Source organism: Geodermatophilus sp. YIM 151500, assembly GCF_025716945.1.
GTDB lineage: Bacteria > Actinomycetota > Actinomycetes > Mycobacteriales > Geodermatophilaceae > YIM-151500.
The window spans coordinates 61,097-79,730 of sequence record NZ_JAOVZT010000003.1; the positions used below are offsets into that span (position 1 = coordinate 61,097).

Consider the following 18,634-nt stretch of genomic DNA (forward strand, 5'->3'; position numbering starts at 1 on the left):
GGAGCGCGAACGCCCCGGCCCGCACGGTGCGGGCCGGGGCGTTCGGGCAGGGGGCGTCTACCGCAGGTCGAAGCGGTCGAGCTCCATGACCTTCACCCACGCCTCGGCGAAGTCGTGCACGAACTTCTCCTGCGCGTCGTCGGAGGAGTAGACCTCCACGATGCCGCGCAGGATGGAGTTCGAGCCGAACACGAGGTCGGCCGCGGTCGCGGTGCGGACGACGTTCCCGTCGGCGTCCAGGCCCTCGTAGACGCCCTCGGTGTCTACCGAGGTCCGCCAGGAGATGCCCAGGTCCAGCAGGTTGCGGAAGAAGTCCTGCGACAGGACACCGGGTCGGTCGGTGAACACCCCGTGCGGAGCGCCGCCGGTGGTGGCGCCGAGCACCCGCAGGCCGCCCAGCAGGACGGTCATCTCCCGCGCGGTCAGCTCGAGCATGTAGGCGCGGTCGACCAGCAGCGTCTCGGGCGCGAGCTTGCTGCCCGGGGTGATCCAGTTGCGGAAGCCGTCGGCCTGCGGCTCGAGCCAGCCGAAGTTCTCCACGTCGGTCTGCTCCTGCGAGGCGTCGGTGCGGCCGGGGTGGAAGGGCACCGTGACGGCGACGCCGGCGTCCGCGGCGGCCTTCTCGACCGCCGCGCTGCCGCCGAGCACGATGAGGTCGGCGAGCGAGACCCGCTTGCCGGTCTGCTGCTCGAAGTCGGCCTTCACCCGCTCGAGCACCGGCAGGACGTCGCGGACACCCTCGTTGACCGGCCAGCCGAGCTGCGGCTCCAGGCGCAGCCGGCCGCCGTTGGCGCCACCGCGCTTGTCGGTGCCGCGGTACGACGCCGCGGCCGACCAGGCCGTGTGCACCAGCTGGGGAACGGTCAGGTCGGAGGAGATCAGCCGCTGCTTGAGGTCGGCGATCTCCGCGTCGCCCACCAGCTCGTGGTCGACCGCGGGGACCGGGTCCTGCCAGATCAGGTCCTCGCCGGGCACGTCCGGGCCGAGGTAGCGGGCCTTCGGGCCCATGTCGCGGTGCAGCAGCTTAAACCAGGCGCGGGCGTACTGGTCGGCGAAGTAGTCCGGGTCGTCGCGGAAGCGCTCCGCCACCCGGCGGAAGTCGGGGTCGACCTTGAGGGCGAGGTCGGTCGTCGCCATCATCGGCGGGTTCTTCTTGCCCTCGATGTGCGCGTCGGGGACGAGTTCCTGCGCCTCGGGGTCCTTGGGCTTCCACTGCTTGGCGCCGGCCGGGCTCTCGGTGAGCTCCCACTCGTAGCCGAAGAGGGTCTCCCAGTAGGAGTTGTCCCACGTCGTCGGCGTCGGGGTCCAGGCGCCCTCCAGGCCGCTGGTGATCGCGTCGGCGCCCTTGCCGGTGCCGTGCTGGCTGATCCAGCCGATGCCGTTGCCGTGGACCGGGCAGCCCTCGGGCTCCGGACCGACGAGGTCGGGGTTGCCCGCGCCGTGCGTCTTGCCGAAGGTGTGGCCGCCACCGATCAGGGCGACGGTCTCCTCGTCGGTCATGCCCATCCGGCGGAAGGTCACCTTGATGTCGTGGGCCGACCGGGCCGGGTCGGGCTGGCCCATCGGGCCCTCGGGGTTGACGTAGATCAGCCCCATGGTCACGTTGGACAGCGCGCCCTCGAGCTCGAGGGGGGCGTCGCCGCTGTAGCGCTCGTCGCCGAGCCAGGTGTCCTCCGGCCCCCAGAAGACCTCCTCGGGCTGCCAGACGTCCTCGCGGCCGAAGCCGAAACCGAAGGTCGGCAGGCCCATGTCGTCGTGCGCCACGTTGCCGGCGAGGACGAGCAGGTCGGCCCAGGAGAGCTTGCGGCCGTACTTCTGCTTGATCGGCAGCAGCAGGCGCCGGGCCTTGTCGAGGTTCGCGTTGTCCGGCCAGCTGTTGAGGGGCGCGAAGCGCTGGGCGCCGTCCCCTCCGCCGCCGCGGCCGTCGGCGATCCGGTAGGTGCCGGCCGCGTGCCAGGACATGCGGATGAACAGCGGGCCGTAGTGGCCCCAGTCGGCCGGCCACCAGTCCTGCGACGTGCGCATGACCTGCACGAGGTCGCGCTTCAGCTCCTCGACGTCCAGCTTCGCGAACTCGGCCTTGTAGTCGAAGTCCTCGCCGAGCGGGTCGGAGTCCTTCGAGGGCTTGTTCAGCACCGACAGGTCGATCTGGTTGGGCCACCAGTCCCGGTTGCTCTGGGGCCGGCGGTTGGTCACCTGGGTCGGCGACGGGATCGCCGGGTTCTCGCTCTCGCTGGTGCTCTCGGTCCGGGTCTTGTCGTACTCGGTCACGACGAACCTTCCTGTGCTGCGGGACGGTACGGATGGGACAGGAGGAGCGGGGCCGACCTAGCCGGCCGCGCAGGAGGGGCAGGTGCCCCAGAAGATGACCTCGGCCTCGTCGACCACGAAGCCGGCGTCGTCCGCGGGGATCAGGCAAGGGGCCGCACCGGTGGTGCAGTCGACGTCGGCGATGGCGCCGCAACCGCGGCAGACGACGTGGTGGTGGTTGTCGCCCACGCGCGCCTCGTACCGGGCATCCGAGCCCTGCGGCTCGATGGCCCGGACGAGCCCGGCGGCCACGAGCGCGCGCAGGACGTCGTAGACCGCCTGGTGCGAGACCGCACCGAGGCGGGCGCGCGTCGCACCGATGAGCGCCTTGGTGTCGAGGTGCGGTTGCGCACGGACGGCCTCCAGCACCGCGAGGCGCGGTCGGGTGACGCGCAGCCCGGCGTCGCGCAGCGCGCGCTCCAGGTCCAGCGTGTCGGCCATGCCAGCAGCCTCCCGCTCATTCTTGAACGAGTCAAGTGCGGGGGCGCGGCCACGGAGGGGACCGGACGGAGGCGGACGACGCAGGAGGCGGACGACCGGGGTGCGGCTCGCCGACCGGCGCGCCTCCGGCCCGTCCACGCGCAGGTGGCGTCCGGTCCCGCTCAGTAGGAGCGGGGGAGCCCGAGCACCTTCGTGGCCACGAAGGCCTTGATGAGGTTGTTGTTGACCGGCGCGATCTGGTACATGCGGGTCTCGCGGAACTTGCGTTCGATGTCGTACTGGTCGACGAAGCCGTTGCCGCCGTGGGTGTCGAGCGCGGCGTTGCCCGCCGCCCAGCTCGCCTCGGACGCGAGGTGCTTGGCCATGTTGGCCTCGGCCCCGCACGGCTTGCCCTCGTCGAACAGCCGGGCCGCCTCGTACCGCATCAGATCGGCCGCGCGCACCTTCATGTAGGCGTCGGCCAGGGGGAACTGGACGCCCTGGTTGGCGCCGATCCGACGGCCGAACACCTCCCGCTCGTTCGCGTAGGCGACGGCCCGCTGGATGAACCAGTAGCCATCCCCGATGGCCTCGGACGCGAGCAGGATGCGCTCGGCGTTCCAGCCGTCGATGACGTAGCGGAAGCCGGCGTCGACCTCGCCGATGACGTGGTCGGCCGGCACGCGCATGCCCCGGTAGAAGACCTGGTTGGTGGCGTAGTTGAACATCGTGCGCACGGGAACGACCTCGAGCGTGGCCGGCTGCTCGGCGCGCACCTGCCGCAGGTCCACGAGGAAGAGGGTCAGCCCGCGCGTCCGGTCGGCGCCCCGATCGCTCGTCCGGGCCAGGACGAGCGCGAGGTCGGACTCCAGGATGCGGCTGGTCCAATTCTTGTGGCCGGTGATGACGTAGTCGTCGCCGGCCCGGGTCGCGGCGGTGGCGATGCTGGTGGTGTCCGAGCCGGCGGCCGGCTCGGTGACGGAGAACGCCTGCAGCCGCAGCTCGCCCGTGGCGACGCGCGGGAGGTACCGCTCCTTCAGCTCGTCGCTGCCGTGCCGCAGCAGGGCGCCCATCGTGTACATCTGCGCGTGGCAGGCGGCCGAGTGCCCGCCGGACCGGTTGATCTCCTCCATCACCACGGACGCCTGGGTCACGCCCAGCCCCGAGCCGCCGTACGCGGTGGGTATCAGGACGGCGAGCAGCCCGGACGCGGTCAGTGTGTCGACGAAGTCCTGCGGATAGCGGCGGTCGCGGTCGGTGTCGCGCCAGTACTGGTCGGGGAACCGGGCGCACAGCGCGCGGGTGCGTGCGCGGAGCCCGTCGAGATCGCCGGCGCCGACGCCCCGCCCGGGGGTGGTCTCGGACATGCTCGCTCCTCGGGATCCGTGTCGTCGTCGTGCGAGCTTGCATCGCTCACCGGTTCGCCCCGCACGCGGCCCTCGGGGTCCCGGTCCGTCGCGGGCGCGGGCGGGAGCGTCGGTCGGCGTCCGGCTGCCCTGCGGGGATCCACCGAACCGCCGGCCTGCGAGTCACCCCGCCGGGACGGTCCGGCCGCTCCTCCGGGTGTCCGGCCGGCCGAGCGGCCGTCTGCCACCGGGCTCCGGACGGCGCGGTCTGGTATGCCTCCGCCATGAGCAGCGAATACGTGGTGGGCCGCCGCGCGGGCGGCGACGGCAACCCGGTGGGGGAGCGGCACGCCGTCGTGGCCAAGGCGGCCCGCCGGGACGGCCCCTACCGGGCCGAGTGCGGAGCCCGGGTGGAGGTGGTGGTCGGCGACTGGCCGCCGGAGGGCGGCGACGAGCACGCCTGCCCGGTCTGCGCGCGCGACACCAGCGCACCCTGGGGATGAGCCCGCGTCGCCGTCCACCCGACGGCGGGTGGGGGGTCCGGCGCGTCGGGCCCGGGCGCGCCGGACGGCGTCCGTCGTCCGTACCGGGGTCTTGATCGTCCCCCGCCGCCCAGGCAGGCTGTGAACCACAACACAGCTCGGAGCACTGCCGGGAGGTCGCCGTGGAAGCTCACGTCGGGGACAGGATCGTCGTCCGCTCGACCCACCAGGGGGAACCGGAGCGCACCGGGACGATCCTCGAGTGCCACGAGCCCGGCGGCGGGCCGCCCTACCGGGTGCGCTGGGAGCCCGACGGCCACACCGGGCTCTTCTACCCGGCCGGCACGGCGGCCGTCGTCGAGCCCGGCCCCTCACGCGGCTGAGGGGCTGACATCGTGGCGAAGGACACCGCCGCGGCCCCGGCGCCGCGGCCCGCCGACAAGGTGCGCAACGTGGCCCTCGTCGGCCACGCGGGCGCGGGCAAGACCACGCTGGCCGAGGCCCTGCTGGTCGCGGCCGGCGCCCTGCCCCGCGCCGGGCGGGTGGAGGACGGCACGACCTGCCTGGACACCGAGGAGGTCGAGGTCCGCCAGCAGCGCTCGGTGTCCCTCGGCGTGGCCACCCTCGAGCACGACGGCCACCGCATCACCCTGCTGGACACGCCGGGCTCGCCGGACTTCGTCGGCGAGCTGCGCGCCGGGCTGCGCGCCGCGGACGCTGCGCTGTTCGTCGTCTCCGCGGTGAACGGCGTCGACGCGGCCACCGTGCAGCTGTGGCAGGAGTGCGCCGCCGTCGGCATGCCGCGAGCGGTGGTCATCACCCAGCTCGACCGCGCCCGCGCCGACGTCGACGACGCCGTCCGGCTCTGCCAGATGATGCTGGGCGAGGGGGTGCACCCGCTGCACCTCGTCGAGCGCGGCGCCGACGGGGCGGTAACCGGGCTGGTGTCGCTGCTCCAGCCGCACCCCGAGGCGGCGACCGCGGCCGCGGACGCCGACCGCCTCCGCGCGGAGCTGATCGAGGGCATCATCGGCGAGAGCGAGGACGAGACGCTCATGGAGCGCTACCTCGCCGGTGACGAGCTCGCCGTGGCCGATCTGGTCGCCGACCTGGAGACGGCGGTCGCCCGCGGCCACTTCCACCCCGTCCTGTGCGTCGCCCCGCTCACCGGCGTCGGCGTCCCCGAGCTGCTCGACCTGCTCGTCTCCGCGTTCCCGTCCCCCCTCGAGCACGGCTGCCCGCGCGACACCCGCCCGGACGGGTCACCCGCGCCGCCGCTGGCGTGCGACCCGGACGGCCCGCTGGTGGCCGAGGTCGTCAAGACCACGACCGACCCCTACGTCGGCCGCGTCTCCCTGGTGCGCGTCTTCTCCGGCACGCTGCGGCCGGACGTGCCGGTGCACGTCTCCGGGCACGGGCTCGCCGATCGCGGCCACCCCGACCACGACGTGGACGAGCGGATCGGTGCGGTGTCCTCCCCGCTGGGCACCGCGCTGCGCCCCGTGGCGGCCTGCCCGGCCGGTGACATCTGCGCCGTCGCCCGCCTCAGCAGCGCCGAGACCGGCGACACGCTCTCCTCGCCGGACGACCCGCGGCTGGTGCCGCCGTGGGACCTGCCCACGCCGCAGCTCCCGGTCGCCGTGGAGGCCGCGTCCCGCTCCGACGAGGACCGGCTCGCCACCGCGCTGGGCCGGCTGGTCGCCGAGGACCCGACCGTGCGGCTGGAACGCCGGCCGGACACCGGCCAGCTGCTGCTGTGGTGCGTGGGCGAGGCGCACGCCGAGGTGCTGCTCGACCGGCTCCGCACCCGCCACGGCGTCACCGTGCAGACGGTGCCGGTGCGCGTCCCCATGGTCGAGACGCTGGCCGGCGCGGCCACGGCGACCGGCCGGCACGTCAAGCAGTCCGGCGGTCACGGCCAGTACGCGATCGTCGTCGTCGAGGCCGAACCCGGCCCGCCCGGCTCGGGCATCGTGTTCGAGCAGCGCATCGTCGGCGGGACGGTGCCCAGCCAGTACCACGGCAGCGTCGAGAAGGGCGTCCGCGCCCAGGCCGAGCGGGGCATCAGCGGCGACCGGCCGATCGTCGACGTCCACGTCACCCTCGTCGACGGCAAGGCGCACTCGGTCGACTCCTCGGACGCCGCCTTCCAGGCCGCCGGGGCGCTGGCGCTGCGCGAGCTCGCCGCCGCCGCGGGCACCCGCGTGCTGGAACCCTGGTGCGAGATCGAGGTCGTGGTGCCCGCCGAGTACGTCGGGGCCGTCATGAGCGACCTGTCCGCCCGGCGGGCCCGCGTCACCGGCAGCGAGGCCGATCCCGACCGCGACCGCACCCGCGTGCGCGCCGAGGTGCCCGAGGTGGAACTGCTCACCTACCCCGGCGTGCTGCGCTCGGTCACCCACGGCACCGGCAGTTTCGACCGCCGCCCGCTGGGTTACGAACCGGCGCCCCCGTCGGTCACCGCCGTGCCGGCCTGAACCCGGGCGCCGGACGTCCGGGGCCCGCCACCGTCGGCCCCGGCCTCCGGTGCGTCGCGCGGACGGCCCGACGCGGGACACTAGCCTCGAAGGCGGTGTGCTGGGCGCGGGAGGGATCGTGACGTCGTCGAACGGGCCGTGGTCCGCGACCGCGCTGTCCGCCCGGGTGGACGCTGCCGTCGCCGACCGCGTGCTGACGGTGCCCAACGCGCTGTCGGTGCTGCGCCTGCTCGGCGTCCCGCTGTTCCTGTGGCTGCTGCTGGGCCCGCGCGCCGACGGCTGGGCGATCACCGTGCTGGCCCTGGCCGGGGCCAGCGACTGGGCCGACGGCAAGCTCGCCCGGATGCTCAACCAGCGCAGCCGGCTGGGGGTGGTGCTCGACCCGGCCGCCGACCGGCTGTACATCGTCGCCGCGCTCACCGCCCTGGCCCTGCGCGAGGTGGTGCCGCTGTGGCTCGTGGGCGTCCTGGTGGCGCGGGAGTTCGCGCTCGGCGTCCTGCTGCTGCTGCTCCGGCGCAGCGGCAGCCCGCCGCTGCAGGTGCACTACCTGGGCAAGGCGGCGACGTTCATTATGCTGTACGCCTTCCCGCTGCTCCTGCTCGCCGACGGCACCGCGCCGGTCGCGGTCGTCGTCCAGCCGGTCGCCTGGGCGCTGACCATCTGGGGCGCCGCGCTCTACCTGCTCTCCGGTGTCCTCTACGCCGGCCAGGCGCTGGGCATCCTGCGCGGCCGGCGCCCGCCCGACGCGGCGGGGGCGGTCCCGTGACGCCGTCGACCCGCCGGTGCGGGGCGATGCAGGGCCGGACCGGTGCCGGCCGGGAGGGGGCGTGACCGCCCCGCCGCGGGGCAGCGGGCTGCGGTCGGTCGGTGCCTCGCTGCTCGACCAGGTGCTGGCGGAGACACTCGACCCGGCCTACGCGCAGGCGGCCGAGGCGCGCGCGGCGGGGGTGCCCTCCCAGCGGTCGCCGTGGCGCGGCCGCGTCCTGGCCGGGGTGACCATGCTGGCCGCGGGTGTGCTGGTCGCGGTCGCGTACAGCCAGGCCGCCGCCGGCGCGGAGGGCCGCGAGGAGATCCGGGCGGCGCTCGTCGCCGACATCGAGCGCGAGTCCGCCGTGACCGACGACCTCGCCGCCCAGCTGGACGAGCTGAGCGGCCGGGTCGGCGACACCCGGGAGGAGCTGCTGGCCACCTCGGCCGGGGGGCAGGAGGCCCTCGAGGAGCTCGCCCGCCTCGAGGCGGCCGCCGCCGCGGTGCCGGTCACCGGTCCGGGGCTGCTGGTGACCCTGGCCAACGCCGAGGCCGACGCCGACGCCGACCCGGTCGGCGGCACCGCCGAGGAGGACCCCCGTGGCCGCGTGCGCGACGGGGACCTCCAGCTGGTGGTCAACGCGCTGTGGGCCGCGGGTGCCGAGGCGGTCAGCGTCAACGACCAGCGGCTGGGCCCCACCACGGCGATCCGCTTCGCCGGGGAGGCGGTGCTCGTCGACTTCCGGCCGGTCACCAACCCCTACGAGATCCGGGCGATCGGCGATCCGGGTCGGCTGTCGCAGGGCTTCCTCGCCAACCCGGAGGTGGGTGCGCTGGCCGTCATCTCCGAGACGTTCGGGCTGCGCTTCGACTTCGCCCAGGAGGACGAGCTCGGCCTGCCGGCCGCGGGCATCCCCGAGCTCCGCATCGCCCGGCCCGTGCCGCCGAGCGGCGCCGCTGTCGACGACCCCTCGGCCGCCGACCCCTCGCCGGCCGACCCCCCGGCCGCCGACCCCTCACCGGAGGGTTGAGCCGTGGTCCCCATCATCGGCCTGGCGCTCGGCGTCCTCCTCGGCCTGGTCTTCGACCCCACCGTGCCCCTGTGGCTGCAGCCGTACCTGCCCATCGCCGTCGTCGCCGCCCTCGACGCCGTCTTCGGCGGCCTCCGCGCCCGGCTCGACGGCATCTTCGACGCCAAGGTCTTCGTGATCTCGTTCGTGTCCAACGTCGTCATCGCCGCGCTCATCGTGTTCCTCGGCGACCAGCTCGGCGTCGGGGCCCAGTTGTCGACCGCCGTCGTCGTCGTCCTCGGCATCCGCATCTTCGGCAACGCCGCCGCGATCCGGCGGCACGTCTTCCGGGCATGAACGTCCCCGAGCCGCGCCGGCCCGCCGACGGCGGCCCGGCCTCCGGTACCGACGGGGAGCGGCGGCTCCCCGCGCCCGGCGACGGGTCCAGCGGTGCGCCGGCCGCCGGAGCGCCCGGCACCGAGCCCGGCGAGGCTCCCGCCCGCGAGGTCGCCGACGGTCGGGGACCCGGCGGCGACGGACCGGACGGCGGGCGACCGGACGGCGACGGACCGGACGGCGGGCGACCGGACGGCGACGGACCGGACGGCGGGCGACCGGACGGCGGTGGACCGGGGGAGGAGCCCACCACCGTCCCCACTGCGGCCGCGCCGGCCCCGGCCGCTCGTCGGCGGCGCGACCCGCGGGCCGCCGCGCTGATCGGCGTCCTCACCCTGCTGCTGGGATTCGCCCTCGCCGTGCAGGTCCGCACGACCGACGCCGGGGAGGTGCTGGCCGGCGCCCGGGAGGAGGACCTCGTCCGGATCCTCGACGAGCTCGACGACCGGGAGAGCCGGCTGCGCCAGCAGATCGCCGAGCAGCGCAGCACCCTCGCCCAGCTCACCACCTCCGACACCCGGTCGCTCACCGCGTTGGAGGTGGCCCGCGAGCGCGCCGAGGCCATCGGCATCCTCACCGGCACCGTCGCCGCCCAGAGCCCGGGCCTGCGCGTCAGCATCGGCGACCCGCGCGGGGAGATCCGGGTGGCCGACCTCATCGACGTCGTCCAGGAACTCCGCGGCGCCGGCGCGGAGACGATGCAGGTCGACGGCGCCCGGGTGGGCGTCGACACGGCGGTCACCGGCCGCCCCGGCGAGCTGCGGGTGGACGGACGGCCGATCTCCGCGCCGTACGAGGTCGTCGTCATCGGTTCGCCGCAGTTCATGGAGACCGCGCTCAACATCCCCGGCGGCGCCGTGCAGCGGATCACCGGGCGCGGTGGCACGGTGACGGTCACGCGGTCCGACAGCGTGCAGGTGGACGCGTTGCGGCCCCTGGAGACGGCTCAATACGCTGCGCCCGCGACCGGGGACTGAGCCGCCGCTCGCGGAGAGACCAGCCGTGCAGCTCCATGACGTACAGGACGGGAGACGACGCCGCATGCCCACCGAGGTGCCCGACGACCGCCGCTACACCGACCAGCACGAGTGGGCGCTCGTGCAGGGCAGCGAGGGGGCGGGGACCGTCGTCCGGGTCGGCATCACCGACCACGCGCAGGACGCCCTGGGTGACATCGTCTTCGTGCAGCTGCCGGAGGTCGGCGAGGAGGTGTCGCCCGGCAGCCCGATGGGCGAGGTCGAGTCGACCAAGAGCGTGTCGGACGTGTACGCGCCCGTGGCGGGGGTCGTCGCCGCGATCAACACGGCGCTGGCCGACGCGCCCGAGACGATCAACGCCGACCCGTACGGCGAGGGCTGGCTGGTGGAGATCACCGTGACCGGCGACGACGGCGACCCGACCGCCGGGATGCTCGACGCCGACGCCTACCAGGCGCTGGTCGACGCCTCGTGACCGGGGCCGCCCACCGGTGTCCGGGCGGCGGCGCTCACTATGCTTCGGCACGGGCAGGTGACCGCCGGCGGCCGGCCGGCCGGCCAGAGCCCCGACCCTCGACGTGCGGTTGACCCTCGGGCCGCCCGCTGATCGAATGACCCCGGTCCGCCCCTAGGGTGGCGGCCGACCCCCGGCGGGCCGTCCGGTCCGCCGTCCGCCGGCCGCCCGCGGCCGTCCCGAAGCCCGGATCCGGGCCCTCGTACGGAGGAGACAGACGTGCACTGCACTCGATGTGGCCACGAGAACCCCGAGGGCAGTCGCTTCTGCGCACAGTGCGGCACGGCGCTCGCACAGGAGCGCGTCGGCGAGTCGACCAGCGTCATCCCCAAGATCGGCGGTGACGAGGCGCCCACCGGCGAGACCGAGCTGCCCGAGGCCCCGGCCGACGCGCACGCCGGTGCCGTCGAGTCCCTGCCGGCAGGCTCGGCGCTGCTCGTCGTGAAGCGCGGTCCCAACGCCGGCAGCCGGTTCCTGCTCGACCAGGACGTCACCACCGCCGGCCGGCACCCCGACAGCGACATCTTCCTCGACGACGTCACGGTCAGCCGCCGGCACGTCGAGTTCCACCGCGAGGGCGGCGGGTTCTCCGTGCACGACGTCGGCAGCCTCAACGGCACCTACGTCAACCGCGAGCCGGTCGACGTGGCCACGTTGGCCGGCGGCGACGAGGTGCAGATCGGCAAGTTCCGGCTCGTCTACCTCACCGGTCCGCGCACCGGCGAGCAGGCCGGTCGCTGACCCGTCGCGCGGAGCGCACCGATGGGCACCGCAGCAGGACGGGCGGAGCCGGCGGGCGGAGCGCCGTCCACCGGCGGCAGCGCCGGGACGGCTGACCTCCGCGCGCCCTCGCGCGCTCCGGCGGCCCCGGCGACCCTCGGCGGGAAGGGCACGTGACCGCGGTGCCCGAGCCGCGCGAGGGCGCGCTCGGGGACGCCGCCGACGAGCACGCTCCCCGGTTGGCCATCGGGGAGGTCCTGGCCGTCCTGCGCGACGACTTCCCCGACGTGACGATCAGCAAGATCCGGTACCTGGAGAGCGAGCAGCTGGTGCACCCCCGACGGGCACCGTCGGGCTACCGCAAGTTCTCCTCGGCGGACGTGAGCCGGCTGCGGTACGTGCTGGCCGCGCAGCGCGACCAGTACCTGCCGCTGCGGGTGATCAAGGAGCACCTGGACGCCCTCGACCGGGGCGAGCCGCTGCCGGGCACGCCGCCCGCCGCGGCGGCGGTCCCCCCACCGGCGCCCGGCGCGGGCCAGGAGCAGCCGCTGACCCCCGAGGAGTTCGCCCGCGCCGCCGGGCTGGAGCCCGGGCAGCTGGCCGACTGCGTGCAGTTCGGCCTGCTCACCCCGGACGACGACGGCCGGCACCCGGTCGCCGACCTGCCCGTCGCCCGGGCCGCCGCGGGGCTGGCCCGGCACGGGATCGAACCCCGGCACCTGCGCGTCTACCGCACGGCCGCCGACCGCGAGGCGGGCCTGGTCGAGCAGGTCGTCGCACCCGTGCTGCGGGCCCGTTCCGAGGAGGCCCGCACCCGGGCGACCGAGAAGCTGCGGGAGCTGGCCGGCCTCTCGGCGAGGCTGCACACGGCGCTGCTGGAGGCACGGCTCCGCGACCTCCTGCGCCCCTGACGGCGGCGTACGGTGAGGACACCGGGACGGCGACCCGCCGCGCGCCCCGGGCCGCCGAGCAGCCACCCGCCGTCCACCAGCCTTCGTCCACGCCGCACAACCGCACCGCCCGCACCCTCGGGCCGCAGCGGAGGGAGCCGCACCGTGCAGGAGCTTCGAGTCGTCGGAGTCCGGGTGGAGCTGCCCGGGAACCAGCCGATCCTGCTGCTCAAGGAGACGCAGGGGGAGCGGTACCTGCCGATCTGGATCGGTGCGGTCGAGGCCGCGGCCATCGCCTTCGAGCAGCAGGGCGTGCGGCCGGCCCGGCCGATGACCCACGACCTGCTGCGGGAGGTCGTGCGGGCGCTGGGCGCCACGCTGGAGGCCGTCAACATCACCGAGATGCGCGACGGCATCTACATCGCCGAGCTCGTCTTCGGCGACGACCGGGTGGTCAGCGCCCGCCCGTCGGACGCCGTCGCGCTCGCCGTCCGGACCGGCGCTCCCATCTACGGTGCCGAGGAACTGCTCGACGAGGTCGGCATCGAGATCCCCGACGAGCAGGAGGACGAGGTCGAGAAGTTCCGCGAGTTCCTCGACCAGATCTCCCCGGAGGACTTTGGCGCCGGCTCGGGTTCCGGCGGCAGCTGAACCGGGCGGTCGGTGCGGTCACCGCACCGAGCGCATCCCGGTCCTATCGGCAGCGGCCGTGCCGGGGTCAACCCGAAGTGATGAGGACGGCGACACGCCGCCCCGCTCAGTTGACCCACCTCGGGGCCCGGCCTACGGTCGCGAACGACAACGGTGTGACACCTGAGGTTTCGTGGGTGCAGCGCCGCGACCGCCGCGCGAGCGGGCCGGGACAAGAGGAGGACGCTGGACGTGAGCGACCAGAGCAACGGCTCCCAGGGTCAGCTCTTCAGCGACGCCGCCGTCGGCGCCCCCGCCTACGACGAGATCGACACCGACCTCGTCGGTTACCGCGGCCCGACCGCGTGCGCCGCCGCCGGGATCACCTACCGGCAGCTGGACTACTGGGCCCGCACCGGGCTCATCGGGCCCTCGGTGCGCACCGCGACCGGATCGGGCACCCAGCGGCTGTACTCGTTCCGCGACATCCTGGTGCTCAAGGTGGTCAAGCGGCTCCTCGACACCGGGGTGTCGCTGCAGAACATCCGCAAGGCCGTCGACCACCTGCGCAACCGCGGCGTCAAGGACCTCGCCAACGTCACGCTGCTCTCCGACGGCGCGACCGTCTACGAGTGCACCTCGGCCGAGGAGGTCGTCGACCTGCTCGCCGGCGGCCAGGGCGTCTTCGGCATCGCCGTCTCCGGGGCGCTGCGCGAGCTGTCCGGCGAGCTGGCCGAGCTGCCGGCCGAGCGCATCGACGGCAGCACCGTGCACCCCGCCGACGACGAGCTCTCGCAGCGTCGTCGCCGCCGCGCGGCGGTCTGAGCTGTTCCATCTGTCGCCCTAGCGGGCTCCAACCGCGACCACGTGCCGTCCCCGGTCGCGCTGAGCCCCGCGCGGCGGTCGTCGGGGGACCCTCCGGGCCCCCGCTCCTCGCGCCACCGCGACCACGTGCCGTCCCCGGTCGCGCTGAGCCCCGCGCGGCGGTCGTCGGGGGACCCTCCGGGCCCCCGCTCCTCGCGCCACCGCATCCGGTCCCTCACGCTCCGGTTGAGCGTCACCTCCGTTCCTCCTGCACCGGGGCTCGTGCGGGGTCGTCCGCGCTCCTGCGGTGGAGCAGCGCCGCAGGAGCGAGGAGAACACCGCAGAAGTCGAAGCGCCGGGCCCGGGCGTGACCTCGGTCGCTGGCCGCCGGAGGACGTCTCCGCGCTGGTAGCGTCGCTGCAATGGTCGACCGTGCTCCCGAGAAGGGGGGCGAGCCGTCCGGCACGTCCCTGCCCCCCCTGGCCGGATCCCTCCCTCCGCTGAGCGCCCTCCGGCCGGCCGGTTCGTTCGAGGCCCGGCACATCGGCCCGCGGCCCGACGAGACGGTCGAGATGCTCAAGGCCGTGGGGCAGCCCTCCCTCGAGGCGCTCGTCGACGCGTGCGTGCCCGAGGGGGTGCGCGACCGGTCGCCGCTGCGGCTGCCGGCCGCCGAGGACGAGGCGGCCGTGCTCGCCCTGCTGCGCGAGCGGGCGGCGGCCAACGAGGTGTTCACCTCAATGATCGGCCTGGGCTACTCCGGCACGGTCACCCCCGCGGTGATCCAGCGGACCGTGCTGGAGAACCCCGCCTGGTACACCGCCTACACGCCCTACCAGCCCGAGATCAGCCAGGGCCGGCTCGAGGCGCTGCTCAACTTCCAGACCGTGGTCGCCGACCTGACCGGCCTGCCCGTGGCCGGGGCCTCGATGCTCGACGAGGCCACCGCGGCCGCCGAGGCGATGACGCTCGTCCGCCGGGCGGGGAGGGCGAAGCCGGACGCGGTCTTCGTCGTCGACGAGGACACCCTGCCGCAGACCCTCGCCGTGCTGCGCACCCGGGCCGAGCCGCTGGGCATCCGGCTGCACGTCGCGGACCTCTCCGGCGGCTGGCCGGCCGACCTCCCGGTTGCCGGCGCGTTCGGCGTCCTGCTGTCCTACCCGGGTGCCAGCGGCGCCGTCCGTGACCACCGCGCGCTGACCGCCGCCGCGCACGAGGCCGGCGCCGCGGTCGTGGTCGCCGCCGACCTGCTGGCCCTGACGCTGCTCGAGGCGCCGGGGGAGTGGGGCGCCGACGTCGCCTGCGGCACCAGCCAGCGCTTCGGCGTCCCGCTGGGCTACGGCGGCCCGCACGCCGGCTTCCTGTCCGTGCGCGAGGGGCTGGCCCGGCAGCTGCCCGGCCGGCTGGTCGGCGTCTCGGTCGACGCGGACGGCGACGTCGCCTACCGGCTCGCGCTGCAGACCCGCGAGCAGCACATCCGCCGCGAGAAGGCGACCAGCAACATCTGCACCGCGCAGGTGCTGCTCGCCGTCCTGGCCGGGGCCTACGCGGTCTACCACGGCCCCGACGGGCTCGCCGCGATCGCCGCCCGGGTGCACCGCAGCGCCGCGACGCTGGCCGGCTGGCTGCGCGCCGGCGGGGTCGAGCTGGTGCACGACCGGTTCTTCGACACCCTCGCCGTCCGGGTGCCCCGCCGTGCCGCCGAGGTCGTGGCCGCCGCCGCCGACCGGCGGATCAACCTGCGGCTGGTCGACGCCGACACCGTCGGCGTCGCCTGCGACGAGACGACGACGCCGGACGTCCTGCGCGAGGTCGCCGCGGCCTTCGGCGTCGCCGCCGACGACTCGGCCCTGGACGACGACGGCGCCGACGCGCTCCCGGCCGAGCTGCGCCGGACGACGGCGTACCTGACGCACCCGGTCTTCTCCGCGCACCGATCGGAGACCGCGATGCTGCGCTACCTGCGGTCGCTGGCCGACAAGGACCTCGCGCTGGACCGGACGATGATCCCGCTGGGCTCGTGCACGATGAAGCTCAACGCCGCCACCGAGATGGCCGCGATCACCTGGCCGGAGTTCGCCCAGCTGCACCCGTTCGCACCGGTCGAGCAGGCCCGCGGCTACGCGCGGCTGGTGGAGGAGCTCTGCACCGCGCTGGCCGAGGTCACCGGCTACGCGGCGGTCAGCGTGCAACCCAACGCCGGCAGCCAGGGCGAGTTCGCCGGGCTGCTGGCCATCCGCGGCTACCACGGCTCCCGCGGCGACGAGCACCGCGACGTCTGCCTGATCCCCAGCTCCGCGCACGGCACCAACGCCGCGAGCGCGGTGATGGCCGGCATGCGGGTGGTCGTCGTCGCCTGCGACGAGGCCGGCAACGTCGACGTGGCCGACCTACACGCCCGGGTGGAGAAGCACGCCGACCGGCTGGCCGCGATCATGCTGACCTACCCGTCGACGCACGGCGTCTTCGAGACCGCGGTGCAGGACATCTGCGCCGCGGTGCACGACGCCGGCGGCCAGGTCTACGTCGACGGCGCCAACCTCAACGCGCTGGTCGGCTTGGCACGCCCCGGCCGGTTCGGTTCCGACGTCAGCCACCTCAACCTGCACAAGACGTTCTGCATCCCGCACGGCGGCGGTGGCCCCGGGGTGGGGCCGATCGGCGTCCGCGAGCACCTGGTGCCGTTCCTGCCGGGGCACCCGCTGGTCGACACCGGCAGCGGCGGACCGACGGTGGCGGGCGCGCCGTGGGGGTCGGCGGGGATCCTGCCGATCAGCTGGGCGTACCTGCGGCTGATGGGCCCGGACGGGCTGACCCGAGCCACCGAGCAGGCGATCCTGGCCGCCAACTACGTCGCGGCCCGGCTGCGCGAGCACTACCCGGTGCTCTACACCGGCGCCGCCGGGCTGGTGGCGCACGAGGCCATCCTCGACATCCGACCGCTCACCAAGGCCACCGGCATCACCAACGACGACATCGCCAAGCGGCTCATCGACTACGGCTTCCACGCGCCGACGATGAGCTTCCCGGTCGCCGGCACGCTCATGGTCGAGCCGACCGAGAGCGAGGACAAGCGCGAGCTGGACCGCTTCGTCGACGCGATGGTCGCCATCCGGGCCGAGATCGAGAAGGTCGCCACGGGTGAGTGGGACCGCGACGACAACCCGCTGCGCAACGCGCCGCACACGCTGAAGATGCTGGCGGGGGAGTGGCGGCGGCCGTACGCGCGCACCGAGGCGGTCTACCCGGTGCCCGGCCTCGCCGGCCGCGGCTACCTCAGCCCGGTGCGGCGGATCGACCAGGCCTACGGCGACCGCCACCTGGTGTGCTCCTGCCCGTCGCCGGAGGCCTTCGCCGAGCCGGACCCGGGCGCGCCGTCGTCCGGTGGCGGCGACGGGCGGGTGCCCGGCCGGGCAGCGGGTGCGCCCGACGACGCGGGCACCGCCGCGGACGTCGTCGGCACCCGCTGACCCTCGGGGTCCCACCCGCCGAGCACGCGCGCCGACGCCCCGTCCCCTGACCGCGAACGGGGCGTCGGCGGAGCACGATGCCGGAACTTCCGTTATCCCCAACATCGACGCCCCGTCAGGGGCGCACGGTCAGGATGCGACGAGCTCGGGCGCGAGCCAGGTGTGGTGGGCAGCGACGGCGCGGCCGTCGGGCAGCAGCTCGCCGTCGTCGTCGAAGAGGACCACCCCGTTGCACAGCAGGCTCCAGCCCTGCTCGGGGTGGCTGCGGACGACGGCGGCGAGGTCGCGGTCGTCACTGGTGGCGTCGGGGCACGGCGTCCGGTGCTGGCACATCGTGGTTCCTTCCGTCCCGGCGGGGGAGCCGGCGGGATCGTGGTGCGTACTCGTCCGGCTCTGGTATCGGCACGCTCGCGTGCCGGCTGGAGGGCGGGGGCACGTCCGCCGCCGCCGGGTCACCCGGACGGGGGACGGTGCGGCCGGCCGGCGTCAGAGCTTGCGCAGCAGCACCCGCCGCACGGAGTGGTCGGCCGTCTTCTGCAGCACCAGCCGCGCCCGCGACCGGGTGGGGGCGATGTTGGTGCGCAGGTTCGGCCCGTTGACCGCGGCCCAGATGCCGCGGGCGGTCGCCCGCGCCTGCTCGTCGGTGAGGTCGGCGAAGCGGTGGAAGTACGCCGTGCTGTCGCGGAAGGCCGTCCGGCGCAGGGCGAGGAAGCGCTCGACGTACCACTGCCGGATGTCGGACTCCGCGGCGTCGACGTAGACGGAGAAGTCGAAGAAGTCGGACAGGAAGAGGTCCGGGGCCGACCCGTCGGCCTGCCGGCCGGCCTGCAGCACGTTGAGGCCCTCGAGCACCAGGACGTCGGGCCGGTCCACGACCTGCCGCTCGCCGGGCACGATGTCGTAGGCCGCGTGGTCGTACACGGGCGCCGACACGTCGGCCCGTCCGGACTTGACCTCGGCGAGGAAGCGCAGCAGCGCCCGGCGGTCGTAGCTCTCCGGGAATCCCTTGCGGCCGAGCAGCCCGCGCGACTCGAGCACCGCGTTGGGCAGCAGGAAGCCGTCGGTGGTGACCAGGTCGACCCGCGGCGACCCGGGCGCGGCCGCCAGCAGCGTCTGCAGCAGCCGGGCGGTGGTGCTCTTGCCGACGGCGACGCTGCCGGCGACGGCCACGACGAACGGGACCTTGTCGGTCGAATCGCCGAGGAACGCGCGCTGCGCCGCCCACAGTCGCCGGCCGGCGGCCACGTGCAGGCCCAGCAGCCGGGCGAGCGGCAGGTAGACGGTCGCGACCTCGTCCAGGTCCAGCCGGTCGCCGAGGGAGGTCAGGGCGCGCACGTCGGCCTCGTCGAGGGGCAGCTCCGAGCCGGCGGCCAGCGCTCGCCAGGACTCGCGGTCGAAGACCGCCCAGGGCGAGATCCCATCGCGGGTGCCTGCCGTCACGGGT

Annotated in this window: 18 protein-coding genes; 13 read left to right on the top strand and 5 right to left on the bottom strand. The window is 74.9% G+C overall.

What is annotated here, in order from left to right:
- Window positions 1-57: 57 nt before the first annotated feature.
- From katG to OF117_RS06755, 3 genes are all read right to left on the bottom strand, one after another.
- Window positions 58-2,271 carry a catalase/peroxidase HPI gene (gene katG, locus OF117_RS06745; protein WP_263552049.1) on the bottom strand — a complete coding sequence of 738 codons (2,214 nt, stop codon included), beginning with the start codon at window positions 2,269-2,271 and terminating at the stop codon, window positions 58-60.
- 57 nt (window positions 2,272-2,328) lie between these two features.
- Window positions 2,329-2,751 carry a Fur family transcriptional regulator gene (locus tag OF117_RS06750; RefSeq protein ID WP_263552050.1) on the bottom strand — a complete coding sequence of 141 codons (423 nt, stop codon included), beginning with the start codon at window positions 2,749-2,751 and terminating at the stop codon, window positions 2,329-2,331.
- A 161-nt stretch (window positions 2,752-2,912) separates the two neighbouring features.
- Window positions 2,913-4,097 (bottom strand): acyl-CoA dehydrogenase family protein, encoded by a 1,185-nt coding sequence (locus OF117_RS06755; protein WP_263552051.1) that lies wholly within the window; start codon window positions 4,095-4,097, stop codon window positions 2,913-2,915.
- A gap of 263 nt (window positions 4,098-4,360) precedes the next feature.
- On the opposite strand from OF117_RS06755, the gene OF117_RS06760 reads away from it, so the two are divergent.
- From OF117_RS06760 to gcvP, 13 genes are all read left to right on the top strand, one after another.
- Complete coding sequence (locus OF117_RS06760; RefSeq protein WP_263552052.1) at window positions 4,361-4,579, top strand: hypothetical protein; 219 nt, start codon at window positions 4,361-4,363, stop codon at window positions 4,577-4,579.
- A 161-nt stretch (window positions 4,580-4,740) separates the two neighbouring features.
- Entirely contained in the window at window positions 4,741-4,941 is a 201-nt protein-coding gene (locus OF117_RS06765; RefSeq protein ID WP_263552053.1) for a DUF1918 domain-containing protein, read from the top strand.
- A gap of 12 nt (window positions 4,942-4,953) precedes the next feature.
- Window positions 4,954-7,035, top strand: a complete 2,082-nt coding sequence (locus OF117_RS06770) for an elongation factor G-like protein EF-G2 (RefSeq protein ID WP_263552054.1) — start codon at window positions 4,954-4,956, stop codon at window positions 7,033-7,035.
- A 118-nt stretch (window positions 7,036-7,153) separates the two neighbouring features.
- Window positions 7,154-7,801 carry a CDP-alcohol phosphatidyltransferase family protein gene (locus OF117_RS06775; RefSeq protein WP_263552055.1) on the top strand — a complete coding sequence of 216 codons (648 nt, stop codon included), beginning with the start codon at window positions 7,154-7,156 and terminating at the stop codon, window positions 7,799-7,801.
- Between the two features lie 61 nt (window positions 7,802-7,862).
- Window positions 7,863-8,813 (top strand): DUF881 domain-containing protein, encoded by a 951-nt coding sequence (locus OF117_RS06780; RefSeq protein ID WP_263552056.1) that lies wholly within the window; start codon window positions 7,863-7,865, stop codon window positions 8,811-8,813.
- 3 nt (window positions 8,814-8,816) lie between these two features.
- Window positions 8,817-9,149 (top strand): small basic family protein, encoded by a 333-nt coding sequence (locus OF117_RS06785; RefSeq protein ID WP_263552057.1) that lies wholly within the window; start codon window positions 8,817-8,819, stop codon window positions 9,147-9,149.
- Window positions 9,146-10,165: a DUF881 domain-containing protein gene (locus OF117_RS06790; RefSeq protein WP_263552058.1), complete on the top strand. Its 1,020-nt coding sequence runs from the start codon at window positions 9,146-9,148 to the stop codon at window positions 10,163-10,165. Before OF117_RS06785 ends, OF117_RS06790 begins: the two co-directional genes overlap by 4 nt.
- 64 nt (window positions 10,166-10,229) lie before the next feature.
- Window positions 10,230-10,640, top strand: coding sequence for a glycine cleavage system protein GcvH (gene gcvH, locus OF117_RS06795; protein ID WP_263552059.1), 411 nt, complete (start codon window positions 10,230-10,232; stop codon window positions 10,638-10,640).
- A gap of 258 nt (window positions 10,641-10,898) precedes the next feature.
- Complete coding sequence (locus OF117_RS06800) at window positions 10,899-11,420, top strand: FHA domain-containing protein (protein WP_263552060.1); 522 nt, start codon at window positions 10,899-10,901, stop codon at window positions 11,418-11,420.
- 152 nt (window positions 11,421-11,572) lie between these two features.
- Entirely contained in the window at window positions 11,573-12,310 is a 738-nt protein-coding gene (locus OF117_RS06805; protein WP_263552061.1) for a MerR family transcriptional regulator, read from the top strand.
- A gap of 144 nt (window positions 12,311-12,454) precedes the next feature.
- The gene (locus OF117_RS06810) at window positions 12,455-12,940 is read left to right on the top strand and encodes a bifunctional nuclease family protein (protein ID WP_263552062.1); all 486 of its coding nucleotides are present in this window, start codon (window positions 12,455-12,457) and stop codon (window positions 12,938-12,940) included.
- 306 nt (window positions 12,941-13,246) lie between these two features.
- Window positions 13,247-13,744, top strand: coding sequence for a MerR family transcriptional regulator (locus OF117_RS06815; RefSeq protein ID WP_263552350.1), 498 nt, complete (start codon window positions 13,247-13,249; stop codon window positions 13,742-13,744).
- A gap of 401 nt (window positions 13,745-14,145) precedes the next feature.
- Entirely contained in the window at window positions 14,146-17,190 is a 3,045-nt protein-coding gene (gene gcvP / locus OF117_RS06820) for an aminomethyl-transferring glycine dehydrogenase (protein WP_263552063.1), read from the top strand.
- A 129-nt stretch (window positions 17,191-17,319) separates the two neighbouring features.
- On the opposite strand, the gene OF117_RS06825 is transcribed toward gcvP, so the two are convergent.
- Both OF117_RS06825 and coaA read right to left on the bottom strand, forming a co-directional pair.
- Window positions 17,320-17,523 (bottom strand): DUF5999 family protein, encoded by a 204-nt coding sequence (locus OF117_RS06825; RefSeq protein ID WP_263552064.1) that lies wholly within the window; start codon window positions 17,521-17,523, stop codon window positions 17,320-17,322.
- 153 nt (window positions 17,524-17,676) lie between these two features.
- A complete protein-coding gene (coaA, locus tag OF117_RS06830) occupies window positions 17,677-18,630 on the bottom strand; it encodes a type I pantothenate kinase (protein ID WP_263552065.1) in 954 nt (317 codons plus the stop codon).
- Window positions 18,631-18,634 lie beyond the last annotated feature (4 nt).

What these genes read in the sequence shown, in the direction of transcription:
- OF117_RS06750 (WP_263552050.1), bottom strand. Translation starts at nt 2,751, where the DNA reads ATGGCCGACACGCTGGACCTGGAGCGCGCGCTGCGCGACGCCGGGCTG.
- OF117_RS06755 (WP_263552051.1), bottom strand. Translation starts at nt 4,097, where the DNA reads ATGTCCGAGACCACCCCCGGGCGGGGCGTCGGCGCCGGCGATCTCGAC.
- OF117_RS06760 (WP_263552052.1), top strand. Translation starts at nt 4,361, where the DNA reads ATGAGCAGCGAATACGTGGTGGGCCGCCGCGCGGGCGGCGACGGCAAC.
- OF117_RS06790 (WP_263552058.1), top strand. Translation starts at nt 9,146, where the DNA reads ATGAACGTCCCCGAGCCGCGCCGGCCCGCCGACGGCGGCCCGGCCTCC.
- gcvH (WP_263552059.1), top strand. Translation starts at nt 10,230, where the DNA reads ATGCCCACCGAGGTGCCCGACGACCGCCGCTACACCGACCAGCACGAG.
- gcvP (WP_263552063.1), top strand. Translation starts at nt 14,146, where the DNA reads ATGGTCGACCGTGCTCCCGAGAAGGGGGGCGAGCCGTCCGGCACGTCC.
- OF117_RS06825 (WP_263552064.1), bottom strand. Translation starts at nt 17,523, where the DNA reads ATGTGCCAGCACCGGACGCCGTGCCCCGACGCCACCAGTGACGACCGC.